Here is a 22,027-nt window from a genome sequence, read left to right as displayed (position 1 = left end):
GTCGCCGCCCTCGTTGTGGCGCCATATAGACCCCACTCAACAAAACTGTCAACGCATAATCCGCAAAAAGGATAACTTTTCTTTCCACAGGCAAAACAATCCATTTTTACCAAACAGAAACAATTTAAAACATCCCAACTCTATACCAAATCAAAACAGCACTTAATGCAGCCCATCCCTTCGCACATATATAGAGAGAGGGAGATAAGTCGTGTTCTTCCACGTTTGATGGAAGCATGGAAACATCCCAGATTAGAAATCTATGGTCCGGCCTTTGATTTCCCAGTCGCCAAAGCGGGCGGGATCCTTGCCGCCGCGACCGCCAATTTCTCGTGGCAGCTTTTCGGCTTTTTCAGCGGCCCGGCGTTCTTCGGCTTCTTTCAGCGCACGCTGGGCTGCTGGCGGCAAATCGTCAAACTTGCGCGGTTCGGCATTATCGTTGCTGGCGGGTTCGTTGAATGTATCGGTCATCCGTTTGAAATCCGTTATTAGAGCCCATTATTGAAGATCGGGCGTTTGATACCCATCATATAGTTAAACCTGACGGGGAAGCAAAACCCCGATTGTGTAAACTGTTACTGAACCGGAGACCTACACGCATGAATATGACGAAAACTGCCATGCTGATTGCTCTCATGACAGTCATGTTCATGAGCATCGGCTATTTGCTGGGCGGCGGCGGCGGCATGATGATCGCACTGGTGATTGCTGTTGCCATGAACCTGTTTGGCTACTGGAATTCCGACAAGATGGTCCTGCGTATGTATAATGCGCAGGAAGTCGATGCGCGCTCAGCCCCCGACTATTACCGCATGGTCAGCGGCCTTGCAGCCAATGCGGGCCTGCCAATGCCAAAGGTGTATATCATCCATGAAGACCAGCCCAATGCCTTTGCGACGGGCCGAAATCCCGAAAATGCAGCTGTTGCAGCCACAACCGGCCTTCTCAATCGCCTGACACCGGAAGAAGTTGCGGGCGTGATGGCGCATGAGCTGGCGCATGTTCAGAACCGCGATACGCTGACCATGACAATCGTCGCCACGCTCGCGGGTGCAATCTCCATGCTCGGCAATTTTGCATTCTTCCTCGGCGGCAATCGCGAAAACGGCAATGGCATCATTGGCGTAGTCGGTACGATCCTTGCAATGATCGTGGCTCCTTTTGCGGCGATGATCGTGCAGATGGCGGTAAGCCGTACCCGCGAATATGCCGCCGACCGCAGAGGCGCCGAAATCTGCGGCAACCCGCTCTGGCTCTCATCCGCCCTTGGCAAGATCGCCCGTGGCGCTAAGTCAGTTGTTAATGAAGAAGCCGAACATAACCCGGCAACCGCCCATATGTTCATTATCAATCCGCTGAGCGGACGCGGTGCTGACAACCTTTTTTCGACACATCCAGACACGGATAATCGTATTCAGGCGCTGGAACAGATGGCGGCTGAAATGGGGATTCGCTCGACGGCAATGGCGCAGCGCAGCTCCCCCCCTTCCCAAAACAGTGGTCCATGGGGTAATGCAGGCGGAAACAACAGTGGCGGCTCCGGCTATCGGGGTCCTTGGTCATAAAAGCGCAACCCAAAAACCAGTTGCGCGTCAGATAAAGTAGAACAGCGTGAACGATAAAAAAGCTGCGCCAAAGCGTGGAAATAAAAAGCCGCAATCCCATAAGCATGCCGCAGACCGCGCTGAACAGTTGCGCCCCGGTCTTGCTGCACGTCTGACTGCGGCTCGCCTGCTTGGTGCGGTGATTGAAAAAAACACATCGCTCGACGGTCTGACCGACAACAGCCACGGTCATCCGCAATATCTGGCGCTTGAACCACGCGACCGCGCACTGGTTCGCGCTATTCTGGGCTCCGCGCTGCGCAATCGCGGCAGCATTGAACGTGCCATCAACAAGCGCCTCGACCGGCCTTTGCCGGAAAATGCGCATGCGCTCAAACACCTTCTGCATGTGGCCGTCGCACAGATTTTCTACCTCAACCTTCCGGATCATTCGGCCGTTGATCTGGCCGTTGAAGCGGCCAATGCCGATCCGCGCAATCGCAAATATGCAGGTCTTGTGAACGCACTTCTGCGCCGTCTGTCGCGCAACAAGGAACGCGCTCTCGCCCATACATTGCAGCCGGAAACCAATGTGCCGGAATGGTTTGCAAACAGTATTAAAGACGCTTATGGCGCGGAAAAGGCAGCAGCCATTCTCGCCATGCACGCTTATGAACCACCGATCGATTTCACCGTAAAAGGCGATCCGAAGGAATGGGCGGAAAAGCTCGGCGGCACAGCCCTGCCGAACGGCTCGGTACGCCTTGAGACTGTTGAGGGCAATCTCACCGAACTGCCCGGCTTTGCAGAGGGCGACTGGTGGGTACAGGATGCGGCGGCAAGCTTGCCAGCACGGCTGATGGGCGACATCAAGGGCAAACGCGTTGCCGATCTTTGCGCAGCGCCCGGCGGCAAGACCGCGCAGCTTGTGTTGCAGGGGGCGGATGTGACAGCGCTTGATATGTCGGAAAACCGGCTCAAGCGTCTTCAAGGCAATCTGGAGCGTCTTGGCTACAAGGCACGCACTGTCGCCACCAACCTGATGGATTACACGCCCGACAAATTGTTTGACGCAGTTCTTCTTGATGCACCCTGCTCATCCACCGGCACGGTGCGCCGCCACCCGGACGTGCCATGGACCAAAACACCGCAGGATATTGCAAAGCTTGCCACGCTTCAGGCAAAGCTGCTCGCCCATGCAATAAATTTGGTGAAACCCGGCGGCACCATTGTCTTCTCCAATTGCTCGCTGCATCCAATAGAAGGCGAAGAGCTGGCCCGCAAGGCGCTCGAAAATCCAGCACTTGAAGCTTATCCGATCACGCTGGACGATTGTCCGGGTCTTGAAGGTCTGATCACGGGTGAAGGCTTCCTGCGTTCGACCCCTGCCGATTTGGCTGCTGACACGTTTGATGGCAATTCAAATATGGCGGGCATGGATGGCTTTTTCGCTGCCCGCTTCAGACGCAAGGCCTGATCCGTTAGCTACGGCTGATTAAAATCGGTGAATTTTCCATAACGGGCGCACCGCACCCGTTATGGTTAACACTCGATTCACCATTATCGACGATTCTAAGAATGCATGATTCCGAAATCGAGAAACCGGCATTTCGATTCATCATGCCATGAAAGGATGGACCTGCCTTATCGGGTCCGATGCGAATGAATTATAATACGGAGAACGAGAGGGTGGCAGTCGCGTTGAGCGAAACCCCGCATCTTTGGGGACTGGCCGTTGCACAGGCTTGGCGCAAGTTCAGCCGCCGTCTGCGCATGGGTCCGCTTTTTCGCTGGCGGTTCAGCGGCTTCACGCCGGACCGCATCCTCATTGCGCCACCGGATCTCCGCGTCGCTGACCCGCAACTGGCGCAAGAATTCTACCACGGTCGTTTTGCGCTGGCTGGTCGCCTCGTCGAAACCGGTGGCATGTCGCCTTTTGCCGTTGAGCCACCGACGCCGGAATGGGAAGCGGCCCTTCAGGGCTTTGGCTGGCTGCGCCATCTGAAAAGCGCCAACAGCGAGCTTGCGACCGCCAATGCGCGCGCACTCGTTGACGATTGGATGCGCCTTTATGGCAAGCGCATCGGTGGTCTTGCCTGGTCACCGGAAGTTACAGCACAGCGCATCATCGCATGGTTGCAACATTCCAACCTCATTCTTTCTGGCGCAGAATTGCCTGCCTATCGCAAATTCATGCGCTCGCTTGCCATGCAGGTGCGCTACCTGCGCACTGTCGCTTCCGCTATGGATGACGGCGAAGAACGCCTGCGTGCGCGTATTGCGCTGGCTTTTGCGGCACTCGCTTTGCCGGTTTCGCCGCCGACCGCGCGTGCAGCACGACGCAATCTCGAATATGAGCTGAAGCGCCAGATCCTGCCCGATGGTGGGCATATTTCGCGCAATCCGGTTACGATCCTTGAACTGCTGGCCGATCTTCTGCCACTGCGCCAGACCTATGCCAATGGCACCGAATCACCGCCAAAGGCATTGATCGAAGCTGTCGAGCGCATGCTGCCTGCGCTGCGTTTTTTCCGGCATCAGGATGGCAGTCTCGCGCTGTTCAACGGTGTTGGTCCAACTCTTTCCGAGCGGATTATTTCGGTGCTGCGTCACGACGAAACCGCAGGCGCGCCACTAACCCACGCCCCCTATTCCGGCTATGAACGCCTGTCGATGGGGGCGACAACCATCATCGCCGATACGGGCCTTCCTCCGCCTGTAACGGCGTCGCGCGATGCCCATGCGGGTTGTCTTGCCTTTGAAATGTCCTCAGGCCGCCAGCGCTATATCGTCAATTCCGGTGTTGACCGCTACGGCCCGCCGGAATTTCGTCCATTGGGACGCTCAACGGCTGCGCATTCAACCGCAACCATCAACGATACATCGTCGTGCCGTTTCAGCCGCAATGCAGGCCTTTCCAACATGATTGGCACGCCGATCATCGCCGGTCCCACACGCGTGCAGCGCGACCGGATCGAAGACACAGGACGGCAAGGTTTTGTTGCAAATCATGATGGTTATGTCCGCCTTTTTGGCATCTTTCATGAGCGTCGCGTCGTGCTGTCGCATCAGGGCAGTGTCATACAAGGTGCGGACCGCTTTTATCGCGGCGATGCCAAGGCGTTGAAAGCCAACGGGCGTGATAATATTGCCGTGCGTTTTCACATCCACCCATCGGTGGACATCTCGCTTGATGAAAATGGCCTGATCAATTTGAGCGCTCCTCATGACGATACATGGGCGTTCTCCTGTTTCGAAGTGGCCCCGCAGCTTGAAGACAGCATCTTCTTTGCCGGGTTCCGTGGTCCTGTGACATCAAAGCAGATCGTGCTGTCTTTTCCGGCTTCTGATCTGCCGGAAGTAAACTGGCAATTCAGCCGCGTTGCCATTGGAAGCTACGCTTAACCTCAAAAGCTTGACCAGGACGCTTTTAAGGTATGATTCGCGTCTCGTCTGTGCTAACCCGCAAACCGTCCCACCCTTCCTGAACGCAAAACGCTTCAGCAACGAAGAGACCATTTCCTATGGCTGTCAGCTCCAAGCATATTCCCGCTCCCGATCTTCATCGGGTGCGCCGCGCCCTTCTTTCCGTTTCCGACAAGACCGGCCTCATCGATTTTGCCAAGGCACTTCATGCCCATGGTGTTGAAATCCTTTCGACCGGCGGCACCGCAAAGTCGATTGCCGCAGAAGGCATTCCTGTAAAAGACGTTTCGGAAGTCACCGGCTTCCCGGAAATCATGGATGGGCGCGTGAAGACGTTGCATCCATCGGTCCACGGCGGGCTGCTTGCTGTACGCAACGATCCTGAACATGTTGCAGCCATGGAAGCCCATGGCATTGGCGGCATTGATCTGGCTGTCATCAATCTCTACCCGTTTGAAGAAGTTCGCTTCAAGGGTGGCGATTATGACACCACGGTTGAAAATATCGACATTGGCGGCCCGGCCATGATCCGCGCTTCGGCAAAGAACCATGCTTATGTCGCAACCGTTGTCGATCCCGCTGACTATGAAGAGGTTGTCTCTGAGCTCGAAAAGAACAAAGGCTCGCTGCCGATTTCCTTCCGCAAAAAGCTTGCAGCCAAGGCGTTCTCGCGCACGGCCGCTTATGATGCAGCCATTTCCAACTGGTTTGCCGAAGCAATCAATGAGGAAACACCGACCTATCGTTCGATCGCAGGCAAGCTGCATTCTGTCATGCGTTATGGTGAAAACCCGCATCAGACGGCTGGCTTCTACCTGACCGGCGAACAGCGTCCGGGCGTTACCACAGCAACGCAGCTTCAGGGCAAGCAACTTTCCTATAACAACATCAACGACACCGATGCAGCTTTCGAACTCGTAGCCGAGTTTGACCCGGCGCGCACCGCAGCCGTTGCCATCATCAAGCACGCCAATCCTTGCGGCGTTGCAGAAGCTGCCACCATCAAGGAAGCATATCTCAAGGCCCTCGCCTGCGATCCGGTTTCGGCTTTTGGTGGCGTTGTTGCGCTCAACAAGACACTTGATGAAGCCGCCGCTGAGGAAATCGTCAAAATCTTTACCGAAGTCATCATCGCACCGGACGCCACCGAAGGTGCACAGGCCATCGTTGCGGCCAAGAAGAACCTGCGTCTCTTGGTAACGGGCGGCCTGCCTGATCCACGTGCCAAAGGCATTGCAGCAAAAACCGTTGCAGGCGGCCTTCTGGTTCAGTCACGCGACAACGGCGTTGTTGATGATCTTGATCTGAAAGTGGTCACCAAACGTTCGCCAACGGAAGCCGAGCTCAACGATATGAAGTTCGCTTTCCGCGTCGGCAAACACGTGAAGTCGAATGCGATTGTTTACGTCAAGGACGGCGCAACGGTTGGCATCGGCGCAGGTCAGATGAGTCGTGTTGATTCGGCCCGCATCGCTGCCCGCAAGGCAGAAGACGCAGCTGAAGCAGCCGGTCTTGCCGAGCCGCTGACCAAGGGCTGTGTTGTTGCATCCGATGCGTTCTTCCCATTTGCTGATGGCCTGCTTTCGGCTGTTCAGGCAGGTGCAACGGCGGTTATCCAGCCGGGCGGCTCAATGCGTGACGATGAAGTCATCGCTGCGGCTGACGAACATGGCATTGCCATGGTCATGACGGGGATGCGCCACTTCCGCCACTAGTGTGGTGGATTTGAAGTTCCTGTCATTTTTGTTGCATTCACGTGGAGGAACTACAAATCCGTAAACCACACTAGATTCAACAATTTACTAGTATGGCTTTGGCCCCGAAATTCGCTCAGATAGTGGCACTAGAGTGATAGGAATTTCGGGTCCGCCATGCTGGAATAGTCACATATCGATGCACAAAGCCGAGGAAGACCACTTCCTCGGCTTTTTTACTGGCAATAATTTCAATTGCTTTCGTTTGCCTTTCATATTAATTCGTTTTTTGTTGATGTCGAAATTTTGTGAAAGTCACGCTTGTTTCAGAATTATTGGGAATGCCTGAAACGCGTGACTGTATTAAGTTGATTTGTCATGCGGTGAGGCATGCGATTTTCGTCTCACAACATGACGCCCACATGGGAGGAGCATAAGCAATGACTCAGTTCATCGGTTCCATCGATCAGGGAACCACCAGTTCACGCTTCATTATTTTTGACCGCCACGGCGACATTATCGCCATGGATCAACGCGAACACGAACAAATTTATCCAAAGGCCGGCTGGGTTGAGCACAATGCCAATGAAATCTGGCGCAACACGCAGCATGTCATCGCTGAAACACTGAAAAAGGCCAAGCTCAAGGCTTCCGATATTGCGTCTGTTGGCATTACCAACCAGCGCGAAACAACGCTGCTGTGGGACAGGAAGACCGGCGCACCGCTTTACAACGCCATTGTCTGGATGGACACACGCACCGACCAACTGGTCGATCAGTTTGTAAAGGACGGTGGTGCGGACCGCCTGCGCGATAAAACCGGGCTGCCGATCTCAACCTATTTCTCTGGTCTCAAACTACGCTGGATCCTCGATAATGTACCCGGTGCACGCGAAAAAGCCGAAACGGGTGACGCCCTGTTCGGCACGATGGACAGCTGGCTTGTCTGGAACCTCACTGGCGGCATAGAGGGTGGAATTCACATCACCGATGTGACCAATGCTTCGCGCACCCAGCTCATGGACCTTGCAACGCTGAAATGGGACGAGGAGATTCTGAGCCTTTTCGATATTCCTGCGGCTTGCCTGCCAGAGGTTCGCTCTTCCAGTGAAGTCTATGGCGAGATTACCCTGCCCGCGCTTGGTGGCGCCAAGCTTGCAGGCATTCTGGGGGATCAGCAGGCAGCTCTTTTCGGTCAGGCTTGCCTTGAACCGGGTGAAGCCAAGAACACCTATGGCACCGGCTGCTTCATGCTCATGAATACCGGCGAAAAGCTGGTTCCATCCACCTATGGCCTGCTGACAACCGTTGCTTATCAGCTTGGTGATAAAAAGCCCGTCTATGCACTGGAAGGCTCCATCGCGATCACCGGCGCACTGGTGCAATGGCTGCGCGACAATCTTGGCATCATCAAAAACAGCGGTGATATCGAAACACTGGCACGCACGGTCGAAGATAATGGAGACGTCTATTTCGTCCCCGCCTTCTCAGGTCTTTACGCCCCGCATTGGGAAGATTCCGCGCGTGGTATTATCGCCGGGCTAACCCGCTTCGCAAACAAAGGCCACATCGCGCGTGCGGCACTCGAAGCAAGTGCCTATCAGGTGCGCGAAGTGCTTGAAGCCATGGTCAAGGATTCAGGCGTAGAAATTACAGAACTGCGTGCAGATGGCGGTATGACCGTCAATGAACTGCTGATGCAATTCCAGTCTGACATTCTTGATGTGCCGGTTGTGCGTCCGAAGATCATCGAAACCACAGCGCTTGGTGCGGCCTATGCAGCCGGTCTTGCTGTGGGATACTGGAAATCAACGAATGACATTATCGAGAACTGGCAGGTCGGCCAGCGCTGGCATCCGAAGATGACAACGAAGGAAAGAACCCGCCTGTTCAATTCGTGGGAAAAGGCTGTCCAACGGTCCCTTAACTGGATTGATTAAGGCGCTGTTTCGGCCTGAATAAACAGTCCAGAACTTGAAAATACACAATCAATACAAACGGCCGATGAGCGCATCTGCGCATCGGATGGTTTCTTTTAACCTAAATTATTTTCTCGGAGCAGATAATGACTAGCGGTTTTATCGGGGAATTTCTTGGCACGATGATGCTCGTTCTGTTGGGTGATGGTGTGGTAGCCAACGTGCTTCTGGCCAATTCCAAAGGTCAGAATTCCGGTTGGATCGTCATCACCGCAGGCTGGGGCTTTGCCGTCTTGTGTGGTGTGATGGTTGCGGTTGCAGCAGGCAGTGCAGGCCATCTCAATCCGGCTGTGACCCTTGCTTTTTACGCAGCAGGCACATTTCCGGCTGCCGATGTTGCCCCATACATTGCAGCGCAAATGCTCGGCGCCTTTACCGGTGCCGTTCTCGTTTATCTTGCCTATCTGGCTCACTGGCGCCCAACAACCGATCAGGGATTAAAGCTCGGTGTTTTCTGCACAGGCCCGGCGATCCGCAACATTCCGGCCAACTTCATAACAGAAGTGATTGGCACATTTGTTCTGGTCTTTGTGGTCATTGCAATTGGCGCAAAGGCCGTTGGTGCAACGGGCGTTCTTGGACCTCTGATGGTCGGGCTGCTTGTCTGGGCGCTTGGTGTTTCACTGGGTGGACCTACCGGCTATGCAATCAATCCGGCACGCGATCTCGGACCACGTATCGCCCATGCATTGCTGCCTATTCCCGGCAAAGGCGGTTCAGACTGGGCTTATGCCTGGGTGCCGGTGGTAGCGCCAATTGTTGGCGGCTTGATTGCGATTGCCTGCGCCAAAGCAGCAGGCATGATGTAGAAAAAAGACTGGCGCAGCAAGAGCACTGCGCCAGTCACCTATATAGCTTCCGCCGGATAAGGCGTTGCCTTCGCAAGCAAAAGACCCGCGGCAAACAAAACAACAAGCACCGACATGCCAAGCGCTGCCGACCCGCTGAGTGCCGTAACAGTCGCAACCAGAAACGGACCGATAAAGCTTGTTGCCCGACCAGCCAAAGCATAAATGCCAAAATAACGGCCTGATTCCTCCGGCTTAATGCTACGCGCGAACCATGATCGCGAAGACGCCTGAACGGGGCCAAAGGCTGCTCCGATCATCAGCCCGTAAATCAGATAAGCGTGTTCGGCAGGCGTGGCGAATAACCCTTTTGCATCCGTTGGTGCAAACATCAGGAAGCCAAACAAAGTGGATTGATGATCTGTCGATACGATTCCAAGCGAAGCAATCAGCAACAGCACAATAGATCCCAGCACCACGACCTTTGAGCCGAATCGCGTATCAAATTTACTGGCCAGCAGACAGCTGAAAATTGCCATCACATTGAGAATCATGCCGAACAAACCGATTTCAGTGATCGACCAGCCAAACAATACGGCCGCATAACCGGCGCCCAGTGCGAGCAAAGCATTGACGCCATCCTGGTAAATCATCCGTGCAATCAGGAAGCGGACAATTCCCGGACGCTTACGAACCTCCCTCAACGTCGCTTTAAGCTCGGACAGGCCTGAACGCAAAGCACGCCCGAGCGGCTCTCCTTTGGCAACGTCCGGTGTGAAGAAGAACATCGGGAGAATGAAAACCAGATACCAAAGCGCCGCAATCGGCCCGGCGATTCGCCCATCCTCCCCTTTAGCCGGATCAAGCCCGAACAGAGGATCAATACCGATGATCGTTTTTCCGGTCTCAGGCGATGCTGCAAGGCAAAACACAATGAAAATCAAAACAATCATGCCGCCCATATAGCCCAGCCCCCAGGCAATATTGGACACCCGGCCAATATCGTTGCGTGGAACCAGTCGAGGCATCATCGAATCATTGAAAACAATGGAAAACTCGGCCGCAATCATGGCCAGCGCAAAGGCCAGCAAAACCCAGTAGATATTGGCGCCTGGCACTGCAAACCAGAGCAGCGACAGACAAACAATCTGAATGATGGCAAAGAAGGCGATCCACGGCTTGCGTGCACCGGTCCTGTCGGAAACAGCGCCAAGAAAGGGAGACAGGATTGCAACGGCAAGCCCCGCTGCCGCAAAACCATAGCCCCATGCAATCTGACCAGCCTCCGGACTTTCGGCCATTCGCGAGATGAAATAAGGCCCAAAAATGAAAGTGGTAACGACTGTGAAAAATGGCTGAGCCGCCCAGTCGAAAAATATCCAGCCCCACACACCGCGGCGTGAAGAATAGCCGTCTGCTACCATTGCCTGTTCCGTCATATGTTACGCCTGCCCCCCGTAAAGCATTGCGAAGGTACACTGCTAATAGACTCACCACAACAAAGCAAAAAAGGCGACCGAAGCCGCCCTTTTTAATTCTATTCGTAGTTTCACAATTATTGCGTCAGATCCGACATAAGCCCCGCAGCAACAGCCAGACGTGACACGGTCAGATCACCGCCTTCTGTCAGCGCAACCATGCGGCTTCTGATCTGGTCGATGCGTGCTGCATCTTCCGCAAACCATACTGCCGCCGGATCTTTTTCCTTGCCGTGCTTTTTCAGTGCAGCAATCGTAATGCCACGCGCTGCCTGGGTGATCGTATCGCTTGCACGCGACAGTGCCAGACCGTCATAATAATCCGTAACCGGAATTGTGCGCGCGGCTTCTTCGATACGGCCAATGCGGAAGGCTTCCGATACGCCGAAATAGGTCTTGGCGGTTGCAACCAGATCGGCAGAAGCCAGATGTGCGATCAACGCGATGTCCGGCATGATGCCTGCAAGTTGCAGATTGGCCAGACGCTGAGCAAGCTTTTCAGGCGCACCCTTTTCAACAAAGGCTGCCTTGTCTGCCTGCACCGCATCGATCAGGTAATCCGGCATCAGACCATCAAAGCGTGGCTCAAGCGCCGCACGTGCTGTGGTGATGGTGTTCACCAGCTCTGTCAGGTTTGCACGCGTGGTGTCGTTGCGCAGAACCCAGGCGGTCGTTGCAAGCAACATCTCGCCAACCAGGTGATAGAACTGGTTCTGCACATCACCCGTCACCTTGTTATCGAGCGCATCGATCGCGTCATAGATCGCATTGATCTCAAAGCCATCGCGCACCGCCACATAAGCGCGGACAATATCGGCAGGCGACTTGCCCGTCGTATCGGCCAGACGGCTGATGAATGTGATGCCGCCACGATTAATGACATCATTCGCCAGCAAAGTAGCGACGATTTCGCGCTTCAGACGGTGATTGGAAATTTCCTCGGCATAGGTTTTCACCATACGCTTCGGGAAATAGCTAAACAGCAACTCTTCGAAGTACGGCTCATCAGGCAGTTTGCTTGCGACCAGATCATCCGACAGTGACAGCTTGGCATAAGCAAGCAGAACTGCAAGTTCCGGACGCGTCAGCGGCTGTCCTGACTTCTGGCGGTCATTCAGCACTGCATCCGAAGGCAGATACTCGACCTTGCGATCCAGCAGTTTGCGCGCTTCAAGCTCGGCCATGAAGCGAGCCTGATAAGGAAGCTCTGTGAGGCCCTGACGTTCACTCAGCGAAAGCGCGAGTGGCTGCAGATAGTTGTTGCGCAGCACCAGTTCAGACACATCATCGGTCATGCTCACCAGCAGCTTGTTGCGTGCCGGACGCTTAAGCTTGCCCGAACGCATGGCAGCAGCCAGCGCAATCTTGATATTGACCTCAACGTCGGAGCAGTTGACGCCTGCCGAGTTGTCGATGGCATCGGTATTGCCGCGACCGCCGTTGAGCGCATATTCAATGCGTCCGCGTTGCGTGACACCAAGATTGGCACCCTCGCCGATCACCTTCGCCCGAACATCCGAACCCGTGATACGAATGGCATCATTGGCTCGATCACCAACCTGCGCATCCGTTTCGTTGCCTGCTCGAATATAGGTGCCGATACCACCGAACCACAGAAGATCGACCTCCGCTTTCAGGATCGCCGTCATGATTTCCTGCGGCGAAGCGGTAGTTTTGCCAAGGCCAATGGCCTTTGCAGCTTCAGCTGACAGCGTGATCGTCTTCTGGCTGCGGCTATAGACACCGCCACCTGACGAAATCTTCGAGCGATCATAATCCTGCCAGCTTGAACGCGGCAGTTCGAACAGACGCTTGCGCTCTGCATAGCCGTCAGCCGGAACCGGGGTCGGATCGATGAAGATGTCACGATGATCAAAGGCTGCAACCAACCTGATCTGCTCCGACAAAAGCATACCGTTGCCGAATACATCGCCCGACATGTCGCCCACACCGGCAACCGTGAACGGTTCGGTCTGGATATCCTTGTTGAACTCACGGAAATGCCGCTTCACGGCTTCCCATGCACCGCGCGCGGTGATGCCCATGCCCTTGTGGTCGTAACCGGCAGAGCCACCCGATGCGAAAGCATCATCGAGCCAGAAGTCATGTGCCTGGCTGATCGCATTGGCCGTATCGGAAAAAGTTGCCGTGCCCTTGTCGGCAGCGACAACGAAATAAGGATCGTCATTGTCGTGACGCACCACGTCCGCAGGTGGCACAACATCATTGTCATGAATATTGTCAGTGACCGACAGAAGCGTGGAGATGAAAACCTTGTAGGCATCACGACCGGCTTCAAACACAGCATTGCGATCGCCACCGACAGGCAAACGCTTCGGATAGAAGCCGCCTTTGGCACCAACCGGCACAATCACCGCATTCTTGACCTGCTGTGCCTTGACGAGGCCCAAAACTTCCGTGCGGTAATCCTGTGCGCGGTCCGACCAGCGCAGACCACCACGCGCAACAGCGCCAAAGCGCAAATGCACACCTTCCACTTCGGGGCCATAGACGAAAATTTCGCGATATGGGCGCGGATCGGGCAGACCTTCGACAAGCCGTGGATTGAGCTTGAACGCAAAGGTCACACGCGGCTTGCCTTCATCATTTGGCTGGTAAGCATTGGTGCGCAAGGTTGCTTCGATCAGATTGCGGAAGCGGCGCAAAATCTGATCATCATCCGCACTCGGCACACCGAGAAGCGCCGTTTCGATAGCATCAACCAGCTTCTTTTCAGCGGCGTCACGACGCTTGGCCGACGGGTTGAAGCGCAGATCGAACAGCGAATAAAGATCGCTGGCAATTTCCGGATAGCGGTTGAGTGCGGCTGCAATGAAACCTTGCGAATAGGCAATACCTGCCTGCTGCAGATAACGGCCATAAGAGCGCAGGATCATGATCTGACGTGCCGTGAGACGTGCAGTCTGCACCAGCGCGTTATAGCCATCATTGTCGGCAAGACCGTCCCAGACCGTGCGGAACACATCTTCCAGCATCTCGCCATCGTCAGACAGATCAACCGGCGCGCCATAGGCGTTTACGAGCTGCATGTCATGCACGTAAACTGCGGCACCGTCCTCACCCGCTTGCGGAAGGTCAAGGGTCTGTTCGCTGACCACGCGGAAACCCATATTTTCGAGAAGCGGCACACGCTGCGACAGCGCAACCGGCGCGCCATGATGATAAAGCTTGAGCGAAACCGCATCCGGACCATCGGTACGATAGCGATAGAAGTCCACAAAGAGCGGAGCTTCTGCATTAAGGCCTGCGATGCGCTCTGCATCGACAAGCGCTTCAGGAGCGGTGAAGATTTCGCGATAGGATTGCGGGAAGCTCGAAGCCAGAGCAATAGTCTTTGCATCCACGCTGTCCGCGCTTTCACGCACCGCGTCTTCCCAAGTACGAACGATCGAACGCACTTCTTCTTCCAGCGCATCACGATCCACATGCGGCGTGGAACGTTCATGACGGCGGATGACGAACTGAACGCGCGTCAGACCATTTTGCAAAAAGACCGGATGGAACTCAAAACTGTCGCCGCCATAAATCTCGACAAGATAATGGCCGATCTTCTCACGCACGACAGAATCGTAACGGTCACGCGGAATATAGACCAGCACGGTGGCAAAACGGCCAAAACGGTCCAGACGCGGGATCGCACGAACGCGTGGGCGCTCACCAAGTGCCAGAATCAGTTCGGCATTGGCCGTCAGGCTTTCCACATCGATCTGGAACAGCTCATCACGCGGATATTCTTCCAGCACATTGACAAGCGCCTTGCCGGAATGGTCTTCGCGGTTAAAGCCCAGATGCCGGATAACTGCATCTGCCTTTGATCGAATAAATGGAATGCTGGCAACGGAGCTTACATAAGCAACAGAGGTGAACAAACCAACGAGACGAAGCTCACCAATAGCCTCGCCCTTGTCACCAAAGATCTTTACACCGACATAATCAAGATACGATCTGCGATGCACCAGCGACAGCGAATTTGCTTTCGTGACGATCAATGGTTCACTGCTATCAAGGAAGTCGGTGATCTCGCGCGGCGTGGCCTTGTCGTCGTCGTCCTTACGCAGAACGCGGACTTCACTGTCATTGAGAATGCCAAGCGTCTCCTTGACCGGCACGAGCTCACGCTTGTCGCCCTTGCCCTTGAAGGTCAGTTCGCGCATTCCAAGGAAAATAAAACGATCATCACGCAGCCATTCAAGAAACGCGATTGCCTCCGGCATAGCCGGATCAAGGGTCAGTTCCTGAACGCGCTTATAATCGGCGATAGCGTCATCAAGACGCTTGAGCATTGGCTTCCAATCGCTGACAGCAGAACGAACCTGTCCGAGCACACGCTTGATAGCAGCGGTGAGATCAGTCTTGGCCTGCTTGTCGAGGGCTGGAAGATGAATCTGCACAAGGCTGACGCGCTCAACACCCTTGGCAGGTGCAAGCTGCGAAGCTTCGCCTAAAATTGTAAGGCTGTCCTTTTCCCGCTCAATGTCGAGAACCGGGTGAACAACCATGAAAATCTGGCTGACATGATCGTTCAGCTCACCCATAATCGAGTCGAGCAGGAACGGCATATTGTCGTTGACGATGGTAATAACGCTGACGGCGCGACCTTGGCGTTCGATGCTGTTATCGACGCTGATGATGCTTTTACCCTTGCGATAGGATTCGAGCGCTTCGTAGCCATACTGGGCAGACTTATCGAGCGCGGCGGCATCATAGGCCGCAAGATCTTCGGGCGGCGCCCATTCAAAGAGAAGCTGCGAAAAGGCATCAAGCGCCTTCGACTTTCCTCCCTTCTTCTCCTCCTTGCCTGCCTTGGAACCCTTAATTTTGCTCGACCGATCCTGCTTTGCAGTCACGTCGGATACTCCTGTCATGATGGCAATGCGCGCCAAACTAGCAGATTGAACATGCGTTTCGATGACAAATCGCTGAAAACAACCAAAAAAAACAGTGAACGCCAGAAAATTCGTATCTAATCCATTTAATTTGGAACAAAGCTTCGAAAACGCTTTAAGAAATTTCGAAATATGCCGCCCAGCTTTTCCATGGATGGACATGCCAGGTTTACGTAAACGTCATAAAAGCGCAATTCTGCCACAAATGAGCGGCGAATCCGAATCTGTCAGACAGACTTAAAGTTCGATCAAGTGATCATCCAACTCGTTGATCGTGTGCTCGCCCGCAGGAAAATGTTTTTCCAGCAACACCCCCGCCTGCCCAATCGCCAGTACAAAACCGTCTGCAACTTCCAAACGCGAAGCATGATGTATCAGTGTTGCAACGATGCCATTCCACTCTTCCTGCTCAACACGCGCATCAATACCGGCATCAGCAATCACTTCTGCATAATGTTCGGCCATGGAAACGAACAGCAAAATGCCGGTTCGGTGTTCCGTGATATGGACATTGCGCGCCAGAAATTGCTGTAACGCGTTCAAATGTGCGCGCTTATAGCGAATACGGCGCGGCACCAGTAAAATACGGATTGAGGGCACCAGCCAAAGCAAAAACATAGCCGTTGCAAAGGCCGCAAGCACCGCGAGGCCGAACATGGGAAGGCTGATGTCAAACCAGTACCAATGCGCAAGGAACGCCGCGACCACCGAAGCGATCAGAATGCCACAGGTCGCAACAAAACCGGCCGCGAAGAAATAATCATCACTGGCGCGGGCAAGAACTGCGTAGATTTCACCACTTGTATTGGTTTCAGCAGCACGGATCGCCTCGGCAATACGTTTGTGATTCTGATCACTGATAAGGTTTTTAGCGCGCACAAAATTCTCCCTTACCAGCTACCCGAAGCGCCACCGCCCCCGGACGATCCGCCACCGCCGGAAAACCCGCCGCCACCACTGCCACCCGATGACCAGCCGCCACCGCCGCCAGAAAAGCCGCCGCCGCCGGAACCGCCACGGGAATTAAAATCCACCACCATACCAAGCCAGCGATATTTTCCGGGGCCAATCTTGCGTCCAAAAATCGGTGTCAAGATCGCCATGCCGAAGCCGCCAAAGAAGATCAATACCCAGAATGTGATGAAAATAACGAACACCCAATCGACATCACCGGAGCCCGAACTCGTCTGAGCATTCCGTTTGGCGCGCGCTTCAAGCTCGGCAGCATCGCCAGACAAAACCGACAGAATGCCATCCACCCCCTGCACGATGCCTTCTGAGTAATTACCGCTGCGGAATTCTGGGATGATTGTACCATTGATGATAACGCTCGAAAGCGCATCCGTCATCGTGCCTTCAAGCCCGTAACCAACCTCAATACGCACCTTGCGATCATTGGGGGCAACCACCAGCAGAATACCGTTATTTTCCTGTTTCTGCCCCAGCGCCCAGGCGCGGAACAAGCGATTGGAATAGCTCTCAATATCCTCGCCATTCAGGCTCGGGACAGTCACCACAACCACCTGATCGGAGGACTTTGCTTCAAAGTCTGCAAGCTTCTGCGTGAGTTGCTGCAACTGAGCGGGATCGATAATCCCCGCTGCATCCACCACGCGCCCCGTCAATGCCTGTGCCGGCTTTGTCGCATCCTGCGCATTCGCGCCAACGGCCACAAAACTCGCAAACAGGAAAAGCAGAACAGCCGCAAGCAATCGCGGCCCATTCAGGCCACGTAAGGCCGCCGCGCGAAAGGGAAGCAAAGCTGCCACGGGTTTCCCGATCAGTTGTTGAAGTTAACCTGAGGTGCGCTCTGGCTTGCAGCATCCGCGCTGAATGTCTGCATTGGCTTAGCATCACGATACCATATCCATGTCCAGATCATCGTCGGCATGGTGCGGATCGACGTATTATAAACGCGCACAGCCTCGATATAATCGCGGCGTGCCACAGCAATACGGTTTTCCGTACCCTCAAGCTGGGATTGAAGCGCCAGGAAGTTCTGGTTGGCCTTAAGGTCCGGATAGCGCTCCACGACGACCATCAGACGCGAAAGCGCACTGGTAAGGTTGGCCTGATTGTCCTGAAACTGCTTGAAGAGTTCAGGATTGTTGAGCGTTTCCGGCGTTATCTGCACCTGTGTCGCCTTGGCGCGCGCATCGATTACCGCCTGAAGAGTTTCTTTTTCATGGGCAGCGTAGCCCTTCACAGTCTCGACCAGATTAGGCACAAGATCGGCACGGCGCTGATACTGGTTCTGCACTTCACTCCACGCAGCTTTGGCCTTTTCATCATTGGTTGGAATGGTGTTGAAACCACAGGCCGACAACAGCGGCACAAGAGCGGCTAGCCCAAGGACAATAAACAAACGACGGAAAGACAAAGAACGGATAGCCATCACAGCCGACATGGTGTTCTCCTGAACAGGGCGCACAAACAGTGCCTGAAGACTTATTTTATATCGCATATGCAGCAGGTCGCAAATACAAACACTATATCAACAGGATAGAGAAAAATCGCTTTTCGTCCAGTTGTTTAATCCAATGTAAGAAGACAAACAAAAAAGCGACGGATTGCTCCGCCGCTTTTTATGTTCGCAAATAGCGAAAAATTATTCGCTTGCAGCTTCTTCAGCAGGAGCGGCAGCGGCGGCTGCAGCTTCAGCAGCTTTTGCAGCAGCTTCTTCTTCAGCCTGCTTGGCAAGAGCGAGACGTTCCTGAGCCTTCTTGCCTGGCAGACCCTTGGTCAGGTTGCTGCGTGCTTCACGCTTTGCAAGACCGGCCTGGTCGAGGAAGCGAAGAACGCGATCGGTTGGCTGTGCGCCCTGTGCAATCCAATGCTGGATACGGTCAGCGTCGAGCTTTACGCGTTCAGCGTCTTTTGCAAGCATTGGGTTCCATGCACCAACGGCTTCGATGAAGCGGCCATCACGCGGGCTGCGAGCATCCGCAACAACAACGTGGTAGTAAGGACGCTTCTTGGAGCCAGCGCGGGCGAGACGGATCTTAAGAGCCATTTTTTCTTTCCTTTAGACAATAATTCTGCCCTTGATGGGCGATAGGTTAAACCGTTTTAGGGTATTTAGTTTCCGCTGTGATTGGCAGCGGCATGCTCATGGTGCCGAATGACTTCCTTCACGATGAAGTTCAGGAATTTTTCGGCAAAATCTGGATCGAGATGGGCATCAACTGCGAGGCCGCGAAGGCGCTCGACCTGACGCTTCTCACGGGCCGGGTCAGCAGCAGCGAGGCCGCGCTCGGCTTTCAGGACACCCACAGCCTTGGTGCAGCGAAAGCGCTCCGCAAGCATGTGGATGAGCGCCGCATCGATATTATCGATGGATGCGCGTAATGCGAGAAGTTCAGCAGGTACAGTGTTCTGTTCGTCAGCCATCTTACTCACTTCTTCTTCGGCAAACCGGGCAGACCACCGCCAAGACCCGGAAGCTTAGGCCCACCTAAACCCGGCAGACCACCACCGGGAAGCCCCGGCAAACCGCCACCCTTGGTAAGACCGGCTGCTTCTGCCTGCTTGGCAAGCGCTTCAAGCTGCTTTGGGTCCATCTTGGAGAGATCAGGCATGCCGCCCATGCCGCCGCCCAGACCACCAAGGCCCATCTTGTTGGCAAGGCCACCCATCATCTGCTTCATCATTCCGCCCTTGCCCTTACCCATGACTTTCATCATGTCGGCCATCTGGCGGTGCATCTTGAGAAGCTTGTTGATGTCGGCAGCACTGGTTCCGGAACCTTTGGCAATGCGCTGCTTGCGGCTGTGCTTGAGAAGGTCGGGATTGGCGCGCTCAGCCTTGGTCATCGAGCCGATAATGGCGAGCTGACGATCAAAGACCTTGTCGTCAAGACCGGCTGCCGCAGCCTTGTCCTTCATTCCGCCCATGCCGGGCATCATGCCCATAATGCTGCCCATACCACCGAGCTTTTTCATCTGGCCCAGCTGATCGGCAAGATCGTTGAGATCGAACTTGCCCGACTGCATCTTCTTGGCCATCGCAGCGGCTTTTTCCGCGTCGATGTTTTCAGCAGCTTTTTCAACGAGCGAAACGATGTCGCCCATGCCAAGAATACGGTCGGCAATACGCTTGGGATAGAACTCCTCAAGCGCATCCATCTTTTCACCGGTGGCGATCAGCTTGATCGGCTTGCCGGTAATGGCGCGCATCGAAAGGGCTGCACCGCCACGGCCATCGCCATCCATACGAGTGAGAACGATACCAGTAATACCCACGCGTTCATCAAAATTGCGCGCGAGATTAACGGCGTCCTGACCGGTGAGGCTGTCTGCCACAAGCAGAATTTCATGTGGATTGGCGGCCTTGCGGATATCCGCCATTTCCACCATCAGCGGCTCATCGATATGCGTGCGACCAGCGGTATCGAGGATAACCACATCATGACCACCGAGCTTTGCAGCCTGCACGGCGCGCTTGGCGATTTCAACCGGCGACTGGCCAGCGATGATTGGCAATGTATCGACAGAGGTCTGGATACCAAGCTGACGAAGCTGTTCCTGTGCTGCCGGACGACGCGTATCAAGCGACGCCATCAACACCTTTTTGCGTTGACGCTCTGTCAGACGCTTGGAGAGCTTACCCGTGGTGGTCGTCTTACCCGACCCCTGAAGACCCACCATCATAATGACGACAGGTGCCGGTGCATTCAGATCAACCGTGACACCTTCTGTGCCCAGCATTTCGATAAGCTCGTCATGAACGATCTTAACGACCATCTGGCCGGGCTTGATGCTTTTGAGAATTTCAGCACCAACCGCCTTCTCACGAACACGGTCGGTGAATGAACGAACCACTTCCAGCGAAACGTCGGCTTCAATCAGCGCACGCCGCACTTCGCGCAGCGCAGCCGTCACGTCGCTTTCAGAAAGAGCGCCGCGTCCAGTCAGGCCGTTCAAAATGGAGCCAAGACGCTCCTGAAGTGATTCAAACATTGTGTTTCCTTGTCCTTTGATCCAGGCAGTTCAAGAACCGACCAAAGCGATACAGCACCCGAGGGCGCATCGCGCTGTCGGATGTGGACCTCCGGGATCTCTTTATACCAAATGGGTCCCGGTCGGTGGCTCGCGTTCTGAAGATCGCGGATAGATTGGGCGAGGCTTTAGGGGCTTCAGCCCGTAATGTCAAGCAAAAGGCGGAAAAAGGCAATGTGTAACCAACAAATTGCACCTTAAAGCAAGTGATTTGGTTCCAATTTACCAAAATTTGAAGAATACGTGAAAAAAGGACTGTAAGCGCGCCGCCGTGCCATAAGCCTTACGCGTCATTGCGGCATGACATTCGGTGTAAAGAATGGCAAATTCGCGCCGAGGTAGAATCAACTCCAAAGGAGAAACGAATGGCATTGTTTGCCAAGGGCCGGATTTGGACGGCAGCAGCAGTTTTTGCAGTGGGTATGATGGCTGGAACCAGCATCGTTGAAGCAGCCCAGTGCGGCAACAATGGTGCCGGCTACAATGCCTGGCTTCAGCAGACGATCAAGGAAGCGCAGTCACGCGGCCTTGGCAAGCGTTCGCTTGATGCTCTGGCCAAGACGAAATATGCGCAGGCAACCATCAATGCCGATCGCAATCAGAAGAGCTTCAAGCTTTCTTTTGATCAGTTTATGCAGAAGCGCGGTGCAAACACCATCATCCAGCGCGGCAGATCGATCAAAAAGCAGAATGCAGCTCTCTTCGCAGCCATTGAAAAGCGTTATGGCGTTCCTGCTGGCCCGTTGATCGCGATCTGGGGCATGGAAACCGGGTTCGGCGCCTATCTCGGCAAGCAGCACACGCTTTCCGCAGTTGCAACGCTTGCTTATGATTGCCGTCGCAGCGACTACTTCACCAACCAGCTTTATGCAGCGCTCAAGCTCATCGACAATCAGGATCTTGATCCGAATGCGGTCGGTGCCATGCATGGCGAAATCGGCCAGACCCAGTTCCTGCCGGTCAACGTGCTGAAATACGGCGTAGACGGTGATGGCAGCGGTCATATCGACATGGCGCGCTCGAAAGCTGACGCCCTTTATTCGACCGCCAACTTCCTCGTCGGTCATGGCTGGAAGCGCGGCGCCGGTTATCAGCCGGGCGAACCAAACTATGGTGCAATTCAAGGCTGGAATGCTGCACAGGTCTACCAGCGTGCCATTGCTGAAATGGGTAAGGCAATCGATAAATAATCATATCTATGGTGAAACAACGCG

16 protein-coding genes are annotated in these 22,027 nt (G+C 54.5%); 7 read left to right on the top strand and 9 right to left on the bottom strand.

The features are described 5' to 3' along the window. Window positions 1-252: 252 nt before the first annotated feature. Entirely contained in the window at window positions 253-471 is a 219-nt protein-coding gene (locus tag VBH83_RS15090) for a DUF1674 domain-containing protein (RefSeq protein WP_265985205.1), read from the bottom strand. 128 nt (window positions 472-599) lie between these two features. Between VBH83_RS15090 and htpX the strand changes: the two genes are divergently transcribed. The 6 genes from htpX (at window position 600) to VBH83_RS15060 (ending at window position 9,452) form a co-directional block, all read left to right on the top strand. After that, entirely contained in the window at window positions 600-1,565 is a 966-nt protein-coding gene (htpX, locus tag VBH83_RS15085) for a zinc metalloprotease HtpX (protein WP_265985204.1), read from the top strand. Between the two features lie 46 nt (window positions 1,566-1,611). After that, window positions 1,612-3,021, top strand: a complete 1,410-nt coding sequence (locus VBH83_RS15080) for an RsmB/NOP family class I SAM-dependent RNA methyltransferase (RefSeq protein ID WP_396998467.1) — start codon at window positions 1,612-1,614, stop codon at window positions 3,019-3,021. 212 nt (window positions 3,022-3,233) lie between these two features. Beyond that, complete coding sequence (locus VBH83_RS15075) at window positions 3,234-4,949, top strand: heparinase II/III family protein (protein ID WP_396998466.1); 1,716 nt, start codon at window positions 3,234-3,236, stop codon at window positions 4,947-4,949. Window positions 4,950-5,068: 119 nt separating this feature from the next. Further along, the gene (gene purH / locus VBH83_RS15070; RefSeq protein WP_396998464.1) at window positions 5,069-6,685 is read left to right on the top strand and encodes a bifunctional phosphoribosylaminoimidazolecarboxamide formyltransferase/IMP cyclohydrolase; all 1,617 of its coding nucleotides are present in this window, start codon (window positions 5,069-5,071) and stop codon (window positions 6,683-6,685) included. A 419-nt stretch (window positions 6,686-7,104) separates the two neighbouring features. Further along, window positions 7,105-8,604: a glycerol kinase GlpK gene (glpK, locus tag VBH83_RS15065; RefSeq protein ID WP_265985198.1), complete on the top strand. Its 1,500-nt coding sequence runs from the start codon at window positions 7,105-7,107 to the stop codon at window positions 8,602-8,604. Window positions 8,605-8,729: 125 nt separating this feature from the next. Further along, a complete protein-coding gene (locus VBH83_RS15060; RefSeq protein ID WP_265985197.1) occupies window positions 8,730-9,452 on the top strand; it encodes an MIP/aquaporin family protein in 723 nt (240 codons plus the stop codon). Window positions 9,453-9,490: 38 nt separating this feature from the next. On the opposite strand, the gene VBH83_RS15055 is transcribed toward VBH83_RS15060, so the two are convergent. The 8 genes from VBH83_RS15055 to ffh all read right to left on the bottom strand — a co-directional run bounded on the left by VBH83_RS15055 (window position 9,491) and on the right by ffh (window position 20,774). After that, window positions 9,491-10,870, bottom strand: a complete 1,380-nt coding sequence (locus VBH83_RS15055) for an MFS transporter (RefSeq protein WP_265985196.1) — start codon at window positions 10,868-10,870, stop codon at window positions 9,491-9,493. 116 nt (window positions 10,871-10,986) lie between these two features. Further along, window positions 10,987-15,777, bottom strand: a complete 4,791-nt coding sequence (locus tag VBH83_RS15050; protein ID WP_396998470.1) for an NAD-glutamate dehydrogenase — start codon at window positions 15,775-15,777, stop codon at window positions 10,987-10,989. 276 nt (window positions 15,778-16,053) lie between these two features. Then, window positions 16,054-16,695, bottom strand: a complete 642-nt coding sequence (locus VBH83_RS15045) for a TPM domain-containing protein (RefSeq protein ID WP_265985195.1) — start codon at window positions 16,693-16,695, stop codon at window positions 16,054-16,056. A gap of 11 nt (window positions 16,696-16,706) precedes the next feature. After that, window positions 16,707-17,513 carry a YgcG family protein gene (locus VBH83_RS15040; protein WP_265985226.1) on the bottom strand — a complete coding sequence of 269 codons (807 nt, stop codon included), beginning with the start codon at window positions 17,511-17,513 and terminating at the stop codon, window positions 16,707-16,709. A gap of 83 nt (window positions 17,514-17,596) precedes the next feature. Next, entirely contained in the window at window positions 17,597-18,223 is a 627-nt protein-coding gene (locus tag VBH83_RS15035; RefSeq protein WP_265985194.1) for a LemA family protein, read from the bottom strand. Window positions 18,224-18,424: 201 nt separating this feature from the next. Continuing rightward, entirely contained in the window at window positions 18,425-18,829 is a 405-nt protein-coding gene (gene rpsP / locus VBH83_RS15030) for a 30S ribosomal protein S16 (protein ID WP_265985193.1), read from the bottom strand. 65 nt (window positions 18,830-18,894) lie between these two features. Further along, on the bottom strand, window positions 18,895-19,206 hold the full coding sequence (locus VBH83_RS15025; RefSeq protein ID WP_007876888.1) for a chorismate mutase: 312 nt from the start codon (window positions 19,204-19,206) through the stop codon (window positions 18,895-18,897). A gap of 5 nt (window positions 19,207-19,211) precedes the next feature. Beyond that, on the bottom strand, window positions 19,212-20,774 hold the full coding sequence (gene ffh / locus VBH83_RS15020; RefSeq protein WP_265985192.1) for a signal recognition particle protein: 1,563 nt from the start codon (window positions 20,772-20,774) through the stop codon (window positions 19,212-19,214). A 404-nt stretch (window positions 20,775-21,178) separates the two neighbouring features. On the opposite strand from ffh, the gene VBH83_RS15015 reads away from it, so the two are divergent. Then, window positions 21,179-22,003: a lytic murein transglycosylase gene (locus VBH83_RS15015; RefSeq protein ID WP_265985191.1), complete on the top strand. Its 825-nt coding sequence runs from the start codon at window positions 21,179-21,181 to the stop codon at window positions 22,001-22,003. Window positions 22,004-22,027: the final 24 nt, after the last annotated feature.

Source organism: Ochrobactrum sp. S1502_03 (assembly GCF_044435015.1).
GTDB classification, from domain to species: Bacteria; Pseudomonadota; Alphaproteobacteria; order Rhizobiales; family Rhizobiaceae; genus Brucella; species Brucella chromiisoli.
The sequence above is the reverse complement of the archived record's forward strand: the minus strand, read 5'-3'. Positions and strand labels throughout refer to the sequence as shown.